The sequence below is a fragment of the Streptomyces sp. DvalAA-43 genome (assembly GCF_900091725.1).
GTDB classification, from domain to species: domain Bacteria; phylum Actinomycetota; class Actinomycetes; order Streptomycetales; family Streptomycetaceae; genus Streptomyces; species Streptomyces pulveraceus.
Genome location: NZ_FMBW01000026.1, coordinates 122,873 through 141,334, shown reverse-complemented (window position 1 = coordinate 141,334; position 18,462 = coordinate 122,873). Strand labels below are relative to the sequence as shown.

Here is an 18,462-nt window from a genome sequence, read left to right as displayed (position 1 = left end):
CCGGCCCTCCTCGGCCAGCAGCCTTGACCCATGACGAAGGCGCGGGCCGGGAGGTCGTGGTGAGTGCGGTGGCGGGGTCGGCGACGGTGCGGGTGCTGCGGGACCGTACGGCGGGGCTGTTTCTGGTGGTGGTCGTGGTCTCGGGCTTCGGGACCTCGGCGATGTGGCTCGCGGCCGGGGTCTGGGTCAAGTCCCTGACCGGGTCGGACAGTCTGGCGGCGCTCGCCGTGTTCGCCATGTGGCTGCCGGTGCTCCTCGGGCCCGCGCTCGGGGCGGTCGCCGACCGGATCCCGGCGAAACCGCTGCTCCTCGGGTCGAATCTCGTCATGGCGGGGCTGCTCGCCACGCTGCCGTTGGCCGATTCGGCGGGCCGGATCTGGATCCTCTTCGTGGTGCTCGTCCTGTACGGCGTGAGTTTCGTACTGATGGGCGCGGCCGAGTCGGCGCTGATCGCCGGGGCCGTCGACGCCCGGCTGCTGGGCGATTTCAACGGGCTGCGGATGATGGCGAGCGAAGGCATGAAGCTGCTGGCGCCGCTGGCCGGTGCCGGGCTGTACGCGCGGTTCGGCGGCGGGGCCGTGGCGCTGCTGGACGCGGCGTCGTTCGTGCTGGCGGCCGGGGTCTGCGCGCTGCTGCCGGCCCGGGAGCCCGCCGGGGTCGCGCCGACCACAGGTTGGCGCGGCGAACTCACCGCCGGCATCCGGCAGGTGTGGGGTTCGCCGGTGCTGCGGCCGCTGGTGCTGGCGGGCGCGGCGGCGATGCTGTGCGCGGGGTTCAACGGGGCCGCGGTCTACGCCGTCATCGACGGTGTGCTGGGGCACTCCCCGACGTACGCGGGTGTGCTGTACGCGGTGCAGGGCGCCGGGTCCGTCGCGGTCGGGCTGCTGGCCGGTCCGCTGCTGCGGCGGCTTCCGGAGCGGGTGTTCACGGCGGCCGGGATCGCGCTGTTCGCGGTGGCGGTGGGGGCGCGGGCACTGCCGTACGACGCGGTGGCGCTGGTGGCGAGCGCGGCGGTCGGGGCCGGGCTGCCGTGTGTGCTGATCGCCGCGACGACGGCGGTGCAGCGGGAGAGCCCGGAAGCGGTGCTGGGCCGCACCTCCGCGACCGCCAACACGCTGATGATGGTGCCGAACGCGGTGGCGCTGGCGCTCGGCGCGGGCCTGGTCGCGCTGGTGGACGTCCGGGTGCTGCTGCCCCTGGTCGGTGCGGCGGGGCTGCTGACCGCGGTCCTGCTGGTGAGGGGCCGGCGGGGGCGGCTGACGGACACCCCCACCGGCCCGGCTCCTTCACCGTCGGAGGCGTGAGAGCGCTCCGGCGACGGCCTCCAGGTCCGGGCCGGAGGCCAGCCCGGCGTGGTACAGCCGCAGTTGGTTCGCGCCGAGCGACGCGGCGTGCGCGGCGTCCCGCTCCAGTGTGGCGGGGCTGCCGCCCATCCCCGTGACCACGGAGAAGTTGGCCGCGAGCACCCCGTCGTGGCCGTCGAACGGGCCGAGCACGGCCTCGCGCGCCGGGTCGTCGCCGGTGCAGGGCAGCACCACACCGTCCGCCACGGACAGGATGTGCGCCGGGTCGACCCCGACGTTGGCGCCGGTGCGGTGGGGCGCGGGGTCGGCGTGCAGCAGCACCTGGAACCCCGGCCCGGCGGCCGCCCGCACGGCGGCGACCGCGGACTCCTGGAGCGTACGGGCGACCGTGCCGCGCCACTGGAGGGTGGCGGCGGTGAGATCGGCGCCGAGCAGCCTCTCGATGCCCGCCCGGCCGCTCTCCGCGGAGCCGGAGCCGGCCCAGACTGGCTCCAGCGCACCGCGCACGGCCGCGGCCAGCGCGTCCGGGTCCAGCCCTTGTCCGGCATAGCCGGTCCGGCAGTCGGGGCAGAAGCAGAGCGACATCAGATACTGGGCGGCGTCCCCGAGCCCGACGCCCGCGATCTTGTCGTGGGCGTGCAGATGCGCGAAGCCGTACCAGCCGCAGGACTCCAGCTCGGTGCCGCGCGCGCCGGGGCGCACCGCCGCCTCCGCCGCCAGGGCGAGCAGGTACGCGCGGACCGCGGGCCGGGCGATGCACGGCGCCCAGGGGTAGCGGTCGCCGTACGCGTTGACCACGGAGGTCTCCGGATGTTCGGCGCCCAGCCGGGAGTTGTGGGCCAGGACCACCCAGGTGTGGACCTCCAGCCCGGCGCCGGTGAGGGCCTCGGCGGCCTCGGCGAACGGATCGTCCGAGGCCACCCAGGACTGCCCGTGGGGGCGCAGCTCCTGCCCCGCCCACCGGTCGGGGTCCGGCGGGTAGAGCACCGCGGCGTGCTCGGCGGTGACGATGCGGCGGCCGGGGTGACGCGGGGTCAGCGCCCGGGTGGAGTGGTAGGCGGCGGCCAGCGTCACCTGCTGGACGCCCAGGTCGGCGACGCGGGCGGCCGCGTCCGGGTCGCCGATGACGTCCCAGGGGTAGAGGAAGGCCGAGGTCTTCACCCGCGCCGCTCCTGCCCGTGCTTCTCCAGTACGGCCCGGCCGCGCGCGATGATCGCGGTGAGCTCCTCGATGTGGGCGGCGGGCGGCTCGGTGAGCGGGGTGCGGACCTCGCCGACGTCCAGGCCGCCCAGCCGGACCCCGGCCTTGACGAGCGAGACGGCGTAGCCGCGGCCCTTGGCGCGCAGCTCCACGAGCGGCCGGTAGAAGTGGTCGAGCAGATCGCCCGCCAGTTCCTCGTCGCCGCCGTCCATCGCCCGGTAGAAGGCGAGCGCGATGTCGGGCGCGAAGGCGAAGACGGCGGAGGAGTAGAGCGTGACGCCGATGCCCCGGTAGGCGGGGCCGGTGAGTTCGGCGGTGGGCAGCCCGTTGAAGTAGAGGAAGTCCCGGCCCGGCAGTTCGGTGCGGACGGCGCTGACGATGCGCTGCATCAGGTCGAGGTCGCCGTAGCCGTCCTTGAGGCCGATGACGCCCGGTGTCCCGGCCAGTGCGACGACGGTGGCGGGCGTGAAGACGGCGTTGTCGCGCTGGTAGACGATCGTCTCCAGGGAGGTGGCCGCGGCGAGCGCGGCGTAGTGGCTCAGCAGCCCTTCCTGGTCGGCGACGACGAGGTACGGGGGCATGGCGAGGAGCCCGTCCGCGCCCACCTCCTCGGCGAGCTTCGCGTACTGGATCGCGAGCGCCGTGCCGTATCCGGCCCCCGCGACGACGGGCACCTCCCCGGCGGTCTCCTCGACAGCCGCGGCGACGACGCCGCGGAACTCCTGCGGCGTCAGCGCGTGGAACTCACCGGTGCCGCAGCAGGCGAAGACCGCCGCCGCACCGGCGTCGATACCGGTGCGCACATGCGCGCGGAAGGCATCGAGGTCGACGGCACCGTCCGGTCCGTACGCGGTGACGGGGAAGAAGAGCGGCCCGGCGACACGGCCGAGTCGGGCGGCAAGAGGGGCTGAGGTCACTGGCGCTCCCTGAGCGGGTTCAGGCGTGCACAATTCTGATCGGCGTCCATATTCATGAACGCCCTCACGCTAAGCCAGCCGCCCGGCGCAGGTCAAGGAGGGGAACACGCCCGACGACCGGCCCCGAAAACGGAGTTCGTCACCCCGGAGGGCCAAGTCACCGACTCCAGGTGTGCGAGCACCGGTCGCACACTTGACTCGGTACGCCGCGACTTCTTAGCTTGTCCATGCATATGAATGTCATCCATAGATTTGACGTCCCACGGGCAGGTGCCGCAGGTATCGCGGAGGCCGTGCCGCGTGCCCGGTCCGCCCGTGGGCAGCTACGCACCGAGGAGATCCGCGTATGCCCGCTCCCCGCACCGTCCTGCTGACCGGCGCCGCCGGCGGCCTCGGCACCCTGATGCGCGGGCTGCTGCCCGCGTACGGCTACGAGCTCCGCCTCTTCGACGCCGTCCCCGTCGAGGGCGAGCCGGACGCGATCACCGCCGATCTCGGCGACCGGGCGGCGCTGCGCGAGGCCGTGCGCGGTGTCGACGCGATCATGCACCTCGCGGGCATCTCCCTGGAAGCCTCTTTCGACAAGATCCTCAGGGCGAACATCGAGGGCACGTACAACCTCTACGAGGCCGCGCGCGAGGAGGGAGTGCGGCGCGTCGTGTTCGCCTCCTCCAACCACGTCGTCGGCTACACCCCCCGGCCGCTGCCCGGCGACCCGCTGATCCCCATCGACGCCCCGCGCCGCCCCGACACCTTCTACGGCCTGTCCAAGTCCTTCGGCGAGGACCTCGCCCAGCTGTACTGGGACCGGCACGGCATGGAGACCGTCTCGGTCCGCATCGGCTCCTGCTTCCCCGAGCCGACCTCGGTACGGATGCTCTCGGTCTGGATGAGCCCCGAGGACGGCGCCCGGCTCTTCCACGCCGCGCTCACCGCCGAGGACGTGGGGCACACCGTCGTCCACGGCTCGTCCGACAACACCCGGCTGTGGTGGGACCTGACGACGGCCCGCGCACTGGGCTACGAGCCGAAGGACGACTCGGAGCCGTACGCGGCCCGGCTCGTCGCCGAGCAGGGCGAACTGGACCCGGACAACCCCGACCACGCCCACCTCGGCGGCCACTTCTGCACCCATCCGCCGATCTGGCCGCGCTGACGACGGCACGGGCCGGAGGTCCGCAGAGGGCTGGAGAAGTCCGCAGGGGTCCGGAGGAGTCCGCAGGGGTCCGGAGGAGTCCGCAGGGGTCCGGAGGAGTCCGCAGGGGTCCGGAAAGGGCTGGAGAGGTCCGCGAAGGTAAGGGAACGGCAAAGCGGGGTCGTTCGTTACCCCGAGCATGACCGCTATGACCCCCGGCTCGAACATCCCTCTCTCCGCGGCCCGCGTGGCCGTGGACGTCTCCGCCCCGGTGCGGCTCGACGTTTCGGGCCTGCTGCTCACCGTCGACGGCAAGGTGCGCTCCGACGACGACTTCATCTTCTACAACCAGCCCGACGGCCCCGGCGTGACCTACCGCTCCGGCGGCGGCACCGCACCGGACGCGATCGTCGTGGACACCACCGCGGTCCCGTCCGGCATCGAGAAGATCGTCGTCACGGCGAGCCCGGACGCGGCGGGCCAGACCTTCCAGGGCATCGAGCCCACCGCGACGGTCCGCAACGCCGACGACGGCAGCGTGCTCGCCACGTTCACCCCGCCCCGGCTGGGTGCCGAGACGGCGCTCGTGGTCATCGAGGTCTACCTCCGCAACGGCGCATGGAAGGCCCGCGCGGTCGGCCAGGGCTACGCGAACGGACTGGCCGGCATCGCCACGGACTTCGGCGTCTCGGTCGAGGAGGAGCCCGCCGCCGCACCGGCCCCGGCAGCCGCGGCACCCCCGATGCCCGCCGCCGCACCGGTGGACCCCCGGACCGCCGCTCCCCCGGCCCCCGCCGCTCCCCCGGCCCCCGCCGCGCCTCCGGCTCCGCCCGCCGCACCGCCCGCCACCGGCAAGATCAACCTCGACAAGGGCCGGGTCAGCCTCCAGAAGAACCAGACGGTCTCCCTGGTCAAGGCCGGTCGGCCGCTGCTCTCCCAGGTCAAGATGGGCCTCGGCTGGGAGCCCGCGTTCCGGGGCAAGGACATCGACCTCGATGCCTCCGTGATCGCCTACGGCCCCAACCGGAACCACCTGGACAGCTGCTACTTCGGCAAGCTCTCCATCCTGAACGGCGCGATCAAGCACTCCGGCGACAACCTCACGGGCGAGGGCGCGGGTGACGACGAGGTGATCGTCGTGGACCTGGGCCGGATCCCGGCGGAGGCGACCGGTCTGGTCTTCACGGTCAATTCGTTCACCGGACAGAAGTTCACCGAGGTCGCCAAGGCCTACTGCCGGCTGATCGACGCGGCCACCGGCGAGGAGCTGGTCCGCTTCGACCTGACCGGCGCCGAGCCGCAGACCGGCGTGATGATGGCCAAGCTGATCAAGCAGTTCTCCGGCGAGTGGGAGATGACGGCCATGGGCGACTTCGTGAAGTCGCGCACCGTCCGCGGCATGGTGAAGCCCGCCGCCCAGGCGCTGTAGCGCGGTACAGGGCTCCCGACACGGCTTCAGGGGCACCTGCGGGTGCAGGTGCCCCTGAAACCGGAGAGCCTGACGGGACGCGGACGCTGCGCGTACTCGTCGCCTCTCTCAGAGCTTGGTCAGCTTGGAGTACGGGCTCAGAATCCTCCCCTGCCGCCCCGAGAAGTCGATGAGGACCGCGTCGTTGTCGCCCTCGACGGCGAGAACGCGGCCGAGACCGAACTGGTCGTGCGACACCCTGTCGCCCACATCGAACAATTCGACCGGTGGGGCCGCCTGGGCCGGGCGGTTGAAGGGACTGGACGGCAGGTGGCGCCGGGAACCGGCTGACTGTTTCATTACCTTGAGTATGCGCCCTGGGAACGCCCGACGCCATGCCCGTTCACCGCTGGGGGCGCACTGATGCCGGATTCGTGACCCTGCGGACCGGGGCCGGTCCGCGTCCGGGACCGCCTCCGGCAGCGGCGTCACGCGCGGACGCCGCGCCCGAAGGCGCCCCGGAGGCGGGGCGTGTCCGGCCCCCGTCACCGCCCCGGCGCGGACTTCCCCGCACCGGCACTCCACGCACCGGGGCACCCGTACGAGCTACCGCTGCTTCTGCGGCTGGCGCTTCCACGGGCCGGTGATGGCGAGCATGATCCCCGGCGTCTGGATGTTGGCGTACAGCGTCCGGCCGTCGGGCGAGAACGTGACACCGGTGAATTCGCTGTACTCCGGCTCCGCCGCGCTGCCGATGTTCAGCTCGTTGCGCGCGATGGGGTAGGTGCGGCCGCTCTCGGTCGCCCCGAAGAGGTGCTGGATGCCGTCGCCGTCCTCGGCGATGACCAGGCCGCCGTAGGGCGAGACGGTGATGTTGTCCGGGCCGTCGAAGGCGCCGTCCTTCGACGGGTCGGCGTTCACCCCGAGGAGCACCTTCAGTGTCAGGGTGCGGCGCTTCGGGTCGTAGAACCAGACCTGGCCGTCGTGCTGGACGGGGCTCTCGGAGCGGGCGAACGAGGAGACGATGTAGGCGCCGCCGTCGCCCCACCACATGCCTTCCAGCTTGCGGGCGCGGGTGACCTCGCCGTCGGCGAACTGCTTGCGCACCGAGACGGACTTGGCGTCCCGGTCGGGTACGTCGACCCAGTCCACGCCGTACACCGTGCCGATCTTCGTGGCGCGGGACAGGTCGTCGACGAACGCGCCGTTGCGGTCGAAGCACTTGGTGGCCTGGAGGACACCGGCGTCGTCGGCGAGCGTGCGCAGCTTGCCGCGGCCGTGCCGGAAGCCGTGCGGCGGGACCCAGCGGTAGAGCAGTCCGTTGGGGCCGGAGGCGTCCTCGGTCAGATAGGCGTGGCCGAGCCGGGGGTCGATGACGACGGCCTCGTGGGCGTACCGGCCGAACGCCTTGATCGGGCGCGGGTCGCGGTTGGCGCGCTTGTCGTACGGGTCGACCTCGAAGACATAGCCGTGGTCCTTGAGCAGGCCCTTCTTGCCCGCCTTGTCCTCGGTCTCCTCGCAGGTGAGCCAGGTGCCCCACGGGGAGGCGCCACCGGCACAGTTGGTGGACGTACCGGCGATGCCGACCCATTCGGCGGTGCGGCCGTCGCGGCGGGTCTCCACGACGGTGCAGCCGCCCGCCGCGACCGGGTCGTAGACGAGGCCCTCGGTGAGCGGCACCGGGTGTTCCCAGTCGGCGCGGACGCCGCTGAGCTCGTGGTTGTTGACGAGCAGGGTGACGCCGCGCGGGCCCTCGAAGGTGGCCGTGCCGTCGTGGTTGGAGGGGGTGTACTCGCCGGACTCCAGCCTGGTGACACCGCTGTGGGTGATGACCCGGTACGAGAAGCCCGCGGGGAGCGCGAGCAGGCCCTCGGGGTCGGCGATCAGCGGACCGTAGCCGGGCTCGCGGCCGTGCCCGTGGTCATGGCCGTGCCCGTGACCGTCGTGGCCGTGGTCGTCGTGGCCGTGCTTCGGGTCCCCGGCGGCCAGGGCGCCCGGTGCGGTGGCCAGCGCCGCGACGGTACCGGTCAGCGCGATACCGGCACCCGTGAGGGCGGACTGTCTGGTGAATTCCCTGCGCGTGAAGGGCATCACGTACTCCTGGGGCGACTGGGCGGGTTGTTGGCGCGCCCACCGTCGCGCCCTTGTGCCAACACCGGCTGAACGGCGGGCGACGCTCAGGGGCATCCTTCCTGTGCACTTGGCCGGATCGGGTGCCCTGAAGTCGCCGTCCGCCGCGCCTCTCGTCCGTTGGCGCAGCCCTCGCCGACGCCTGACCTGGCGTCAGGCCTCCTTGCGCGAACGGGCCTTGAACGCCGCCTTGCGGGCCTCCTTGGCCTTCTTCTTGTCGCCGTGCAGCCGTCCCATCGCTTCGAGGACGTCCGCGGTCGCCGGGTGCTCCACCCGCCAGGCCTCGTCGAAGAAGCCGCTGTGCTGGCCCGCCAGGCCCTCGACCAGGCCCTGGAGCTCGTCCAGATCGCCGTCGGCCTCCAGCTGGGCCGCGATCGTGTCGATGGCGAGCCAGAAGATCATCGACTCCGGCGGTGCGGGCACCCCGGCAGCGCCCAGCTCCGCGAGCCAGACCCGGGCGAGGCCGCCCAGCTCGGGGTCGTCCAGCACCGCGCGGACCGCGGGCTCCGCCTCCGCGCCGACCAGGGCGAGGGCCTGCTGGCAGTGGAGCCTGCGCAGCGGCGCCTCCGGGTCCGTGCCGCGTGCCGCCGCCAGGAGTTCGGCCGCCGCGCCCTCCGCACCGCCGCGCCGGGCGAGCCACAGCTCGACCTCGCTCCCGGCCGCCGCCTCGGGGTAGTACGCGATGCCGCCGAGCAGTACGTCGGCGCCCTTGTCCGCGAAGTCGCCGATCGCCGGGGCGTCCACCCCGGCCTCCAGCATCCGGGACCGCAGGCCGTACAGGCCGAGGGGGGTGAGCTTCACCATTCCGTACCGGGTGACGTCCTCGTCGTCCACCGGCGGGGTGGCCTGCTCGCCCTCCTCGACCAGCAACGCCTCGTCCACCGGGCGGTATTCGACGATCCCGATGGGTTCGAGGACCCGGAACTGGTCGTCCAGGCGCATCATCGCCTCGGACACCTGCTCCAGGATGTCGTCGGTGGGTTCGCCCATGTCGTCGGGGACGATCACCGACGCGGCGAGGGCGGGCAGCGGGACGGGGGCCGGGTCCGTGCCGCCGTGGCCGTCGCCGACGGTGAGCAGGTACAGATTGCCGAGCACCCCGTCGAGGAACTCCGCCTCCGCCTCCGGGTCCCAGTCCAGGGACTCGAAGTCGATCGAGCCGTCCTCGCCGACGAGTTCGGCGAGGTCGTCGAAGACGGGCGCGGTGGCGTCGGCGTGGACGGCCTCCAGGCCGTCGAGCCAGATCGCCAGGACGTCCTGCGGTGAACCACCGGTGATCAGTGCCAGGTTCGCCCCGGCGGAGGCGGTGCCCTCCGCGTCCGGACCGGCGTCCTCGTCGGGTTCCTCCACGTCGACGAGGGCCGCGTCGACCGCGAGCCGCCACGCCTCGCTCGCCTCCGCCGCACCGTCCTCGTCGGCCGGCAGGCCGAGGTGCTCGGCCGCCGCGGGCAGTTGTGCGTCGACGAGCTCGCCACCGGCGCCGACCCTCGTCCCGGGGTCCGCCCAGCGGGCGAGCCGGACGGCGCGGGCGAGCAGCGGCGCGGCGAGCGCGTCCCGTGCCAGCTCGGCCTCGGTGCGCAGCCGTACGGGCGGCAGGGTGGGGCGCTCTGCGGACATCTGCGGGTTCTCCTCGGGGCGTACCGGGCGTATGGACCGGGCGTACGGACCGGGCGCGCTGGACGTACGGATCAGGCGCACCGGGCGTACCGATCGGGCGGCACCAGCGTAGACGCATTTCGCCCCATGCCGCCCGGTTCATGCAACGGACAGCAGCAGTCCACCCGGGAGACCTTGACAACGGCCTTGCGCACACAAGAGATTGACGCGCGTAGACCTCTCCTCTGACCCTCGATACCCCCGGAGCCCCGATGCCTGCCGCATCCTCCAGAACCACCGCCGTCTCCGCCGTAGTCACCGCCGCGCTCGCCGCCGGTCTGCTCACCGGCGCCGCCACCACCTCCGCGTCCGCCACCGCCTCCGCCCCGGCCGTGGACGGCCAGGTCCGGATCCACGACATCCAGGGCTCCACCCGGACATCTCCGCTCGTCGGCCGGCAGGTCGGCGAGGTGACGGGCATCGTCACCGGAGTGCGGACGTACGGCTCGAAGGGCTTCTGGTTCCAGGACCCGCACCCGGACGCCGACCCCGCCACCAGCGAGGGCATCTTCGTCTACACCGGCTCCGCGCCGACCGTCGCGGTCGGTGACGCGGTCACCGTCTCCGGCACGGTCACCGAGTACGTGCCGGGCGGTCTCGGCTCCGGCAACCAGTCGCTCACCCAGATCAGCAAGCCCACCGTCGCCGTGGTGTCCTCCGGCAACGCCCTGCCCGCGCCGGTGCGGATCACGGAGCGCTCGGTCCCGTCCCGGTACTCCCCCGCGGGTGATCCGGCGGCCGGCGGCTCCGTGAACGCGCTGCCCCTGCGGCCGTCCCGTTACGCCCTCGACTACTACGAGTCGGTCGAAGGGATGAACGTCAGCGTCGGCACCTCGCGGGTGGTCGGCGCCACCGACGCGCACGCCGAGCTGTGGGTGACGGTGAAGCCGCGCGAGAACGACGCCCGTCGCGGCGGCACCGTCTACGGCTCGTACGACGCGCAGAACACCGGCCGGATCCAGATCCAGTCGCTGGTGCCGCTCGCCGAGCAGCCCTTCCCCAAGGCCGACGTGGGCGATGTGCTGACCGGGACGACCGAGGGCCCGCTCGACTTCAACCAGTACGGCGGCTACACGCTGACCGCCCGCACCATGGGCACGGTCGCCGCCAAGGGCCTGCGGCGGGAGGTCACCCGCAAGCAGCGCGGTGGCGAGCTGGCCGTGGCGACGTACAACGTCGAGAACCTCGACCCGACCGACCCGCAGGAGAAGTTCGACGCGCTCGCCGCCGCGGTCGTCGACAACCTCGCCTCGCCCGACATCGTGGCGCTGGAGGAGATCCAGGACAACAACGGCGCGAAGAGCGACGGCACGGTCGCCGCCGATCTGACGGTGAAGAAGTTCACCGACGCGATCGTGGCGGCGGGCGGCCCGGCATACGAGTGGCGCTCGATCGACCCGGAGGACAAGAAGGACGGGGGCGAGCCCGGCGGCAACATCCGCCAGGTGTTCCTCTTCAACCCGGAGCGGGTCTCGTTCACCGACCGGGCCGGCGGCGACGCGACGACGGCGACCGGTGTCGTACGGGAGCGGGGCCGTGCCGCCCTGACCTACTCCCCCGGCCGGATCGACCCGGCGAACACGGCGTGGAAGGACAGCCGCAAGCCGCTCGTCGGCGAGTTCCGCTTCCGCGGCCGTCCGGTCTTCGTGGTCGCCAACCACTTCGCGTCCAAGGGCGGCGACGAGTCCATCGTCTCGGAGCACCAGCCGCCCACCCGCTCCTCGGAGGTCCAGCGGCACGCGCAGGGCCAGGCGGTCAACACCTTCGTCAAGAAGCTGCTGAGCGTCCAGAAGAACGCGGACGTCCTGGTCGTCGGCGACATCAACGACTTCGAGTTCTCCGGCACCGCCAAGGCCCTGACCGCCGATGGTGTGCTGTACCCGGCGATCAAGTCCCTGCCGCGCTCGGAGCGTTACACCTACGTGTACCAGGGCAACAGCCAGGTCCTCGACCAGATCCTGACCAGCCCGTCGATCCGCGACTTCCAGTACGACAGCGTGCACATCAACGCCGAGTTCGCCGACCAGAACAGCGACCACGACCCGCAGGTTCTCCGCTTCCGCCCGTAGCGGCGCTACGCGCCCGCCCCCGGCCGCATGCTGAGGGCGGGCGCGTACCGGTGCACCCCGCCGCCGGTCACCCCCGGGTACGTCCGCACCCGTTCCCACTGCGGGGTGCTCGACCCGACCCCGGCGCCGGGCGCGGCCAGGGCGTCGATGTGGGCGGCGGCGCTCTCCCATTCGGCGTAGTTCAGCACCCGTGTCCCGTCGGTGCTCACATGGAAGTGCCCGGAGACGCCGCCGGGGGCGGGCGCCGGGTCGGTCCCCAGCGCCTCGAACACGGTGTCCACCCAGTCCCGTTGCCGCGCCTTGTCCGCTCCCTCGAACTCGACGTCGACGATCACGACGCAGCCCGGCTCCCGCCCGTCGCCCTCCCCCAGCGACGTGGAACGGTAGAGCTCCAGGGTGTGCAGCCCGAGCCGCCGGATGCCCGGCACGGCGGCGTCGATGTCCGCGTTCCGCTCGTCCCTGCCGTGCCGGAAGAAGTCCTGGTACGCCTGTTCACCACTCCACTGGCTGTAGTGGAACAGCGTCTTCCCGTCCTCACCGGCATGGACGGTGTACGAAAGCAGTCCGGGATGCGGCCAGTCCCGGCCGCCCCACGCCGCACGGATGGCCTCGACCGCCGCTTCCCGGCGCTCCGGAGTTCCGACATCCCAGGTGCTCGCCTTGACGAGTCCCACGTCGTTGCGGGCAAGATCGGGGCGGGAGACGAATCGCACACTCATGAAGGGTCCTCCTGACCGGGGCACCGGGGCGGTGCTCCCCTGCCGACCACCCTGATACGTGAAGTGCGCTCGAGGTCAACAGCACGCCTCGTCGACACCGTCAGCACAACGAACGGAGCACCGCATGGCACCGCATCTGAGGACGATCAGCCGCGAGGAGCATCTGGCGTTCGTCGCGAGCCGTCCCGCCGCGAGCCATATGCAGGTCCCGTCGTGGGGCGATGTGAAGCCCGACTGGCGCGCGGAGAGCATCGGCTGGTTCGACCGGGACGGCGCGGGCCGGGAGCGGATCGTCGGGGCCGGGCTCGTCCTGTACCGGCCGATCCCCCGGGTGAAACGCTATCTGGCATATCTGCCGGAGGGCCCGGTCATCGACTGGCACACCGAGGGCCTGGGGCAGTGGCTGGATCCGATGCTGGCGCATCTGAAGGGGCAGGGCGCGTTCTCGGTGCGCATGGGCCCGCCGGTGGTCGCGCGCCGCTGGGACGCCCGGACCGTCAAGGACGCCATCGCCGACCCGGCCGCCGGACGGCTGCGCGACGTGCCGCCGGACGACGAGGAGCCGTCGGCCGCCGAGGTCGTGGAGCGGCTGCGTGCGCTGGGCTGGCGGCGGGGCGGGGAGGAGAGCGAGGACGGATTCAGCGCGGGGCAGCCCCGGTACGTCTTCCAGGTGCCGTTCGCCGGGCTGTCGCTGGAGGAGATCCGGGGCAATCTGAACCAGCAGTGGCGGCGCAACATCAAGAAGGCGGAGAAGGCGGGCGTCAAGGTCGTCGAGGGCGACTACGAGGACCTCCCGGCCTTCTACGAGCTGTACCGCGAGACGGCCGAGCGGGACCGCTTCATCCCCCGTCCGCTCGCCTACTTCCAGCGCATGTGGACCGTGCTGCGGGCCGAGGACCCCGACCGGATGCGGCTCTATCTCGCCCAGCACGACGGGGAGACCCTCTCCGCGGCGACGATGCTGACCGTGGGGAACCACGTCTGGTACTCCTACGGCGCCTCGACCGGCCGCAAGCGCGAGGTGCAGCCCAGCAACGCCATCCAGTGGCGCATGATGAGCGACGCGCACGAACGGGGCGCGGCCGTCTACGACCTGCGCGGCATCACCGACACCCTGGACGAGGCCAACCATCTGGTGGGCCTGCTGCGCTTCAAGGTCGGCACGGGCGGCCGGGCCGCGGAGTACATCGGCGAGTGGGACTACCCCATCAACAAGGTGCTCCACAAGGCCTTCACCCTCTACATGGCCCGCCGCTGAGCGCCGCCTCCCCATGTCCCGCCGCTGGGCAGGTCGGCGCCCGTGACAGACTCGCGGGCATGATCCTGCGCACCGCCACCCGGGCCGACCTGCCGGCCGTCCTCGCCCTGCTCGCCGACGAGGAGCGGGTCGTCGATCCGGCCACGGTCGTGGTCGACGACCCGTACGAGCGGGCCTTCGCCGCCATCGAGAGCGACCCGCGCAACGAGATGCTGGTGCTGGTGGACGGCGACACCGTGCTGGGCTGTGCGCAGGCGACGTACATACCGGGGCTCGGCAAGCGCGGCGAGGAGCGGGCGCTGATCGAGGCGGTACGGGTCAGGGCCGACCGGCGGGGCGGCGGGCTGGGGCGGGAGCTGATGACGCAGGCCATGGACCGGGCCCGGCAGCGGGGGTGCGGGCTGATGCAGCTGACCAGCGGCAAGCCGCGCACGGCCGCGCACCGGTTCTACGAGTCGCTGGGCTTCGCCCGCAGCCACGAGGGCTTCAAGCTCACCCTCTGACCCCGTTCCGGTGCCGCTACACGGGACCGGTCCGCCACGCGGTCATGTTGAGCTCGTCGAGCAGCCGTACGTCGCTGCCCTTGAGCGGGAAGGTCCGCGCCTCCAGACCGGGGGCCGGTGCGACCTCCAGGGCATCGCCCTCGATGAGGTCGCCGCCGGTCGGGGTGGAGACCCAGGCCAGCAGTGAACGCGCCGTCTTCCCCGGCTTCAGCACGATCTCCTGCGGGCCCCGGTCGGTGCCCATGTAGGACGAGCCCGGGTTCACCGGGACGGGCAGCGGATCACCGGCCTCGTCCAGGGCCCGGACGGACGGGTAGCCGTGGACCCGGTACGGCTTGCCGCCGCAGTTGGTGAGGGTGAGCCCGACAGCGCGGTGGCCGAGCGCCGCCTCCACCTCGCCCATGCCGACGACGACACCGGAGGACGGGCAGCCGCCCCGGGGCGTGGGAGTGGGGGCGGGCCCCTGCGCGGCCGGTGGCCGGTCCGGGAGCACGACGGAGGCGCTCGGGAACGGTGTCGGCAGCTTGTCGGCGTGCACCAGGTACGAGCCGCTGGGGGTCGGTGTCGGTACCGGCTCGCCCTCGCCCGCCGGTACGAGGAACCCCGCGCATCCGGAGAGCGAGAGGCCCAGTCCCCCGGCCAGGAGCACGGCCGCCGACGGCCTTCGTCTCCCGGTCCTCGTTCCGGTCCCCGCCCCCGCCAGTCCCCGCACGCTCACGCACCCACCCCGGTCTCGGCCTGTCGCATAGGCGTTCGATCATGCCAGAGCGCGGAGCCTTGCCCGGCGACTGTTGAGTTCTTCTTGCCCCGCACCCCGAGCAGATCTAAGTGGACCCTCATGGTCCGGTCGACCGAGACTTCGAGGATGACCACAACGGCACCTCTCTTCGGCCGCGCGCTCTGCGCCATGATCACTCCGTTCACCGCCTCCGGCGACCTGGACCCGGACGCCGCCGGGAAGCATGCGGCCGCCCTGGTCGCCGACGGCTGCGACGGCCTGGTGCTGAGCGGCACCACCGGCGAGTCCCCGACCACCACCGACGCCGAGAAGACCGCGCTGCTGCGGGCGGTCCGGGCGGCGGTCGGCGACGGCGTGCCGGTCGTCGCCGGGGTCGGCAGCGCGGACACCCGGCACACCGTGGAGCTCGCCCGGCAGGCCGAGCGGGCGGGCGCGGACGGCCTGCTGGTGGTGACGCCCTATTACAGCCGGCCGCCCCAGGCCGCCGTCGAGGCGCACTTCAGACGGGTCGCCGACGCGACCGGCCTCCCGCTGATGCTGTACGACATCCCCGGCCGCACCGGCACCCGCATCGAGCCGGAGACCCTGCTGCGGCTGGCGGAGCACCCCCGTGTCGCGGCCGTGAAGGACTGCGCGTACGACCTGCTCGGCTCCACGAAGGTGATCGGCGCGACCTCGCTGGCGTACTACTCGGGCTGCGAGGAGCTGAATCTGCCGCTGTACGCGGTGGGCGCGGCCGGCTATGTCAGCACGGTCGCCAATGTGGCGCCCCGTCAGCTGCGTGCGGTCCTGGACGCGTTCGACGCCGGGGACACCGCCGGGGCCGCCCGGCTCAATCTGCTGAACGCCCCTCTGGCCGAGGCGATGATGGCGTCCGGGCTGCCCGGCACGGTCACGGCCAAGGCGCTGCTCGGCGCCGGGCCGGTCCGCGAACCGCTGCAGCCCGCCGGACGCGGGGCGACCGACGGGCTGCGGAGGATCTACGGGGAACTGCTGGCCGCCACGGACTAATTGTGGCTGTGCAGGACGTCGTTGAGGCCGTCCCAGACCGCGTTGTTCGGGCGGGCCTCGACGGCGCCGGAGACCGAGTTGCGGCGGAAGAGGATGTTCGAGGCGCCGGAGAGCTCACGGGCCTTGACGATCTGGCCGTCCGGCAGCGTGACGCGGGTACCGGCCGTGACGTAGAGCCCGGCCTCGACGACGCACTCGTCGCCGAGCGCGATGCCGACACCGGCCTCGGCGCCGATCAGGCAGCGCTCGCCGATGACGATGCGCTCCTTGCCGCCGCCGGAGAGGGTGCCCATGGTGGAGGCGCCGCCGCCGATGTCGGAGCCGTTGCCGACGACGACACCCGCGGAGATGCGGCCCTCGACCATCGACGTGCCCAGGGTGCCCGCGTTGAAGTTGACGAAGCCCTCGTGCATGACGGTCGTGCCGGCGGCGAGGTGCGCGCCGAGCCTGACCCGGTCGGCGTCGGCGATCCGGACGCCCTTCGGCGCGACGTAGTCGGTCATCCGGGGGAACTTGTCGACCGAGGTGACCTGGAGGTGCAGGCCCTCGGCGCGGGCGTTCAGCCGCACCTTCTCCACGTCGTCGACGGCGACCGGGCCGAGCGAGGTCCAGGCGACGTTGGTGAGGAGGCCGAAGAGTCCGTCCAGGCTCTGGCCGTGCGGCTGGACGAGTCGGTGCGAGAGGAGGTGCAGGCGCAGGTACGCGTCGTGCGCGTCGAGCGGCTTGTCGTCGAGCGAGGCGATGACCGTACGGACGGCGACGATCTCGACACCGCGGCGGGCGTCCACGCCGATGGCCTTGGCGGCTCCCTCGCCGAGGAGGTTGACGGCCCCGTCGGGGGTGAGCCGTTCGGTTCCGGCGGGGCCGGGCTCGGCGGTGAGCTCGGGGGCGGGGAACCAGGTGTCGAGAACGGAACCGTCGCCGGCGATGGTGGCGAGGCCGGCGGCGACGGCGCCGGTGGTGCGAGCAGGAGTCGTGTCGGTCATGACACGCAACCTAACCGGCGAGGCACCGCGGGAGCCAACCGGTCTCGCCGGATGGTCGCGGCGCGCGCCCCGGAGCCCGCCGAATGGTCGCGGTACGGGCCCGGAGGCCCGGCGGACGGCCGCGAGCCGGCGCCTGAGCCCCGGCCACCCGGTCAGCCGGGCTGCGCCTGCCGTCCGGGGGCACGCACGGGAGCCGACTCGCGCACCGGCCCCCGCAGCCGCCGCGCCGCCAGCACCGCCACCCCCGCACCGCAGGCCAGTACCGCGCACGCGGGCCAGAGCAGTCCGGGCGCGTGGGCGTAGAGCGCACCGCCGAGCGGCGGCGCCAGCACCTGGCCGCTGATGGAGGCGCCCGCGTACAGACTCTGGAAGCGGCCCTGCGCATGGGCGGGGGCCTGGTCGGCGACGTACGCCGTCGCGGTGGTCTTGTAGAGGATCTCGCCCGCGGTCAGCGAGGCCATCATGGTGATGGCGAACAGCGTCCCGGCCCCCGGGATCAGCACCGCGTAGCCCAGCCCCACCAGCAGCAGCCCGGCGCCCACGATGCCCAGGGGCGCCCGTCGGCGCAGCACATGCGCCGCGGGGAGTTCCAGCAGCAGGATGACGCCGCCGTTGACCGAGAGCAGCCAGCCGTAGAACTGGGCGCCGTGGCCGTGTTCGGAGAGGAAGACGGGCAGGGTCGAGTACTGCTGCCGGTAGACGAGGTCGACGCAGAGGATCGCGGCGAGCAGCACCGGCACGGCGGGCCTGGCCCGCAGCTCCCGCCAGAGGCCGGGCGCGCCGGGATCGTGGGCGGGCCGGGTGTGCGCGGTGCCGTGCGCCGGGAGCACCGCCGCCGCGTACCCGGCGAAGAGCAGGGTGCCGAGGCCGTCGGCGACGAACAGCCAGTCGTACGAGAAGCGGGCCGCGATCAGCGCGCCCAGCGGCGGGCCGACGGCGAACGCGGCGTTGCCCCCGGCCCGTACGAGGGCGAAGCTCTGGCGCCGTCCGCCCTCGGGGACGGAGACCGCGACGAGCGCGGAGTTGGCCGCGCGCACGACGCCCGCCGCGTACTGCGCGAGCGGCAGCACCCCGTACATCGCCGCGACCGGAAGGAGCGGCAGGGCCGCGAGTGCGGTGCCGCTGACCAGCGCGCCGGTCAGGAGCATCCGGCGGTGGCCGTAGTGGTCGCCGAACCAGCCGCCGGTGAAGTTCCCCGCGACCAGGCCGACGCCGCCGATGCCCGCGACGAGTCCGGCCTGCGGGACGCCCAGCCCGCGCGGGCCGGTCAGATAGAGGAAGAGATAGACGAACGTGAAGCTGACGACCCCGTTGAGAAAGGAGCCGAAGGCCAGCAGCCGCACCGTGCGCGGCACGTCCCGCACCACCCCGAAGAAGCCCATCTCCAGCACCCCCCGTGAGTTTCCTTTGGGAACGGACTATGACAT

16 protein-coding genes are annotated in these 18,462 nt (G+C 72.8%); 7 read left to right on the top strand and 9 right to left on the bottom strand.

The window, feature by feature from the left end:
- Positions 1-23: 23 nt before the first annotated feature.
- Positions 24-1,304: an MFS transporter gene (locus GA0115234_RS05505; RefSeq protein WP_202553381.1), complete on the top strand. Its 1,281-nt coding sequence runs from the start codon at positions 24-26 to the stop codon at positions 1,302-1,304.
- Here the strand turns inward: GA0115234_RS05505 and GA0115234_RS05500 are convergent.
- Both GA0115234_RS05500 and GA0115234_RS05495 read right to left on the bottom strand, forming a co-directional pair.
- Positions 1,287-2,465: a hypothetical protein gene (locus GA0115234_RS05500; protein ID WP_093539706.1), complete on the bottom strand. Its 1,179-nt coding sequence runs from the start codon at positions 2,463-2,465 to the stop codon at positions 1,287-1,289. The genes GA0115234_RS05505 and GA0115234_RS05500 overlap by 18 nt on opposite strands.
- Positions 2,462-3,421 carry a 5-dehydro-4-deoxyglucarate dehydratase gene (locus GA0115234_RS05495; protein WP_093539705.1) on the bottom strand — a complete coding sequence of 320 codons (960 nt, stop codon included), beginning with the start codon at positions 3,419-3,421 and terminating at the stop codon, positions 2,462-2,464. Before GA0115234_RS05495 ends, GA0115234_RS05500 begins: the two co-directional genes overlap by 4 nt.
- Before the next feature lie 346 nt (positions 3,422-3,767).
- On the opposite strand from GA0115234_RS05495, the gene GA0115234_RS05490 reads away from it, so the two are divergent.
- Positions 3,768-4,577 (top strand): NAD-dependent epimerase/dehydratase family protein, encoded by an 810-nt coding sequence (locus GA0115234_RS05490; RefSeq protein WP_093539704.1) that lies wholly within the window; start codon positions 3,768-3,770, stop codon positions 4,575-4,577.
- A gap of 178 nt (positions 4,578-4,755) precedes the next feature.
- On the top strand, positions 4,756-5,985 hold the full coding sequence (locus GA0115234_RS05485) for a TerD family protein (protein ID WP_176729079.1): 1,230 nt from the start codon (positions 4,756-4,758) through the stop codon (positions 5,983-5,985).
- A gap of 108 nt (positions 5,986-6,093) precedes the next feature.
- Here GA0115234_RS05485 and GA0115234_RS05480 read toward each other — a convergent pair whose 3' ends face one another.
- From GA0115234_RS05480 to GA0115234_RS05470, 3 genes are all read right to left on the bottom strand, one after another.
- Complete coding sequence (locus GA0115234_RS05480; protein WP_037711258.1) at positions 6,094-6,324, bottom strand: hypothetical protein; 231 nt, start codon at positions 6,322-6,324, stop codon at positions 6,094-6,096.
- A 246-nt stretch (positions 6,325-6,570) separates the two neighbouring features.
- Positions 6,571-8,055, bottom strand: coding sequence for an alkaline phosphatase PhoX (locus GA0115234_RS05475; protein WP_093539702.1), 1,485 nt, complete (start codon positions 8,053-8,055; stop codon positions 6,571-6,573).
- Between the two features lie 192 nt (positions 8,056-8,247).
- Positions 8,248-9,711 carry a hypothetical protein gene (locus GA0115234_RS05470; protein ID WP_093539701.1) on the bottom strand — a complete coding sequence of 488 codons (1,464 nt, stop codon included), beginning with the start codon at positions 9,709-9,711 and terminating at the stop codon, positions 8,248-8,250.
- 251 nt (positions 9,712-9,962) lie between these two features.
- Here GA0115234_RS05470 and GA0115234_RS05465 point away from each other — a divergent pair, with 251 nt between their 5' ends.
- Complete coding sequence (locus GA0115234_RS05465) at positions 9,963-11,819, top strand: endonuclease/exonuclease/phosphatase family protein (RefSeq protein WP_093539700.1); 1,857 nt, start codon at positions 9,963-9,965, stop codon at positions 11,817-11,819.
- Positions 11,820-11,824: 5 nt separating this feature from the next.
- Here the strand turns inward: GA0115234_RS05465 and GA0115234_RS05460 are convergent, their stop codons facing one another.
- Entirely contained in the window at positions 11,825-12,538 is a 714-nt protein-coding gene (locus tag GA0115234_RS05460) for an antibiotic biosynthesis monooxygenase (RefSeq protein ID WP_093539699.1), read from the bottom strand.
- Between the two features lie 124 nt (positions 12,539-12,662).
- On the opposite strand from GA0115234_RS05460, the gene GA0115234_RS05455 reads away from it, so the two are divergent.
- Both GA0115234_RS05455 and GA0115234_RS05450 read left to right on the top strand, forming a co-directional pair.
- Entirely contained in the window at positions 12,663-13,796 is a 1,134-nt protein-coding gene (locus tag GA0115234_RS05455; protein ID WP_093539698.1) for a lipid II:glycine glycyltransferase FemX, read from the top strand.
- 59 nt (positions 13,797-13,855) lie between these two features.
- Positions 13,856-14,299, top strand: a complete 444-nt coding sequence (locus GA0115234_RS05450; RefSeq protein ID WP_093539697.1) for a GNAT family N-acetyltransferase — start codon at positions 13,856-13,858, stop codon at positions 14,297-14,299.
- A gap of 16 nt (positions 14,300-14,315) precedes the next feature.
- Here the strand turns inward: GA0115234_RS05450 and GA0115234_RS05445 are convergent, their stop codons facing one another.
- Positions 14,316-15,017: a DUF4232 domain-containing protein gene (locus tag GA0115234_RS05445; protein ID WP_370803865.1), complete on the bottom strand. Its 702-nt coding sequence runs from the start codon at positions 15,015-15,017 to the stop codon at positions 14,316-14,318.
- Positions 15,018-15,164: 147 nt separating this feature from the next.
- Between GA0115234_RS05445 and dapA the strand changes: the two genes are divergently transcribed.
- A complete protein-coding gene (gene dapA / locus GA0115234_RS05440; protein WP_093539695.1) occupies positions 15,165-16,049 on the top strand; it encodes a 4-hydroxy-tetrahydrodipicolinate synthase in 885 nt (294 codons plus the stop codon).
- Here the strand turns inward: dapA and dapD are convergent.
- Positions 16,046-17,035, bottom strand: coding sequence for a 2,3,4,5-tetrahydropyridine-2,6-dicarboxylate N-succinyltransferase (gene dapD, locus GA0115234_RS05435; protein ID WP_093539694.1), 990 nt, complete (start codon positions 17,033-17,035; stop codon positions 16,046-16,048). The two genes, dapA and dapD, sit on opposite strands and share 4 nt — an antisense overlap.
- A gap of 152 nt (positions 17,036-17,187) precedes the next feature.
- Positions 17,188-18,417 (bottom strand): MFS transporter, encoded by a 1,230-nt coding sequence (locus GA0115234_RS05430; protein WP_093539798.1) that lies wholly within the window; start codon positions 18,415-18,417, stop codon positions 17,188-17,190.
- Positions 18,418-18,462 lie beyond the last annotated feature (45 nt).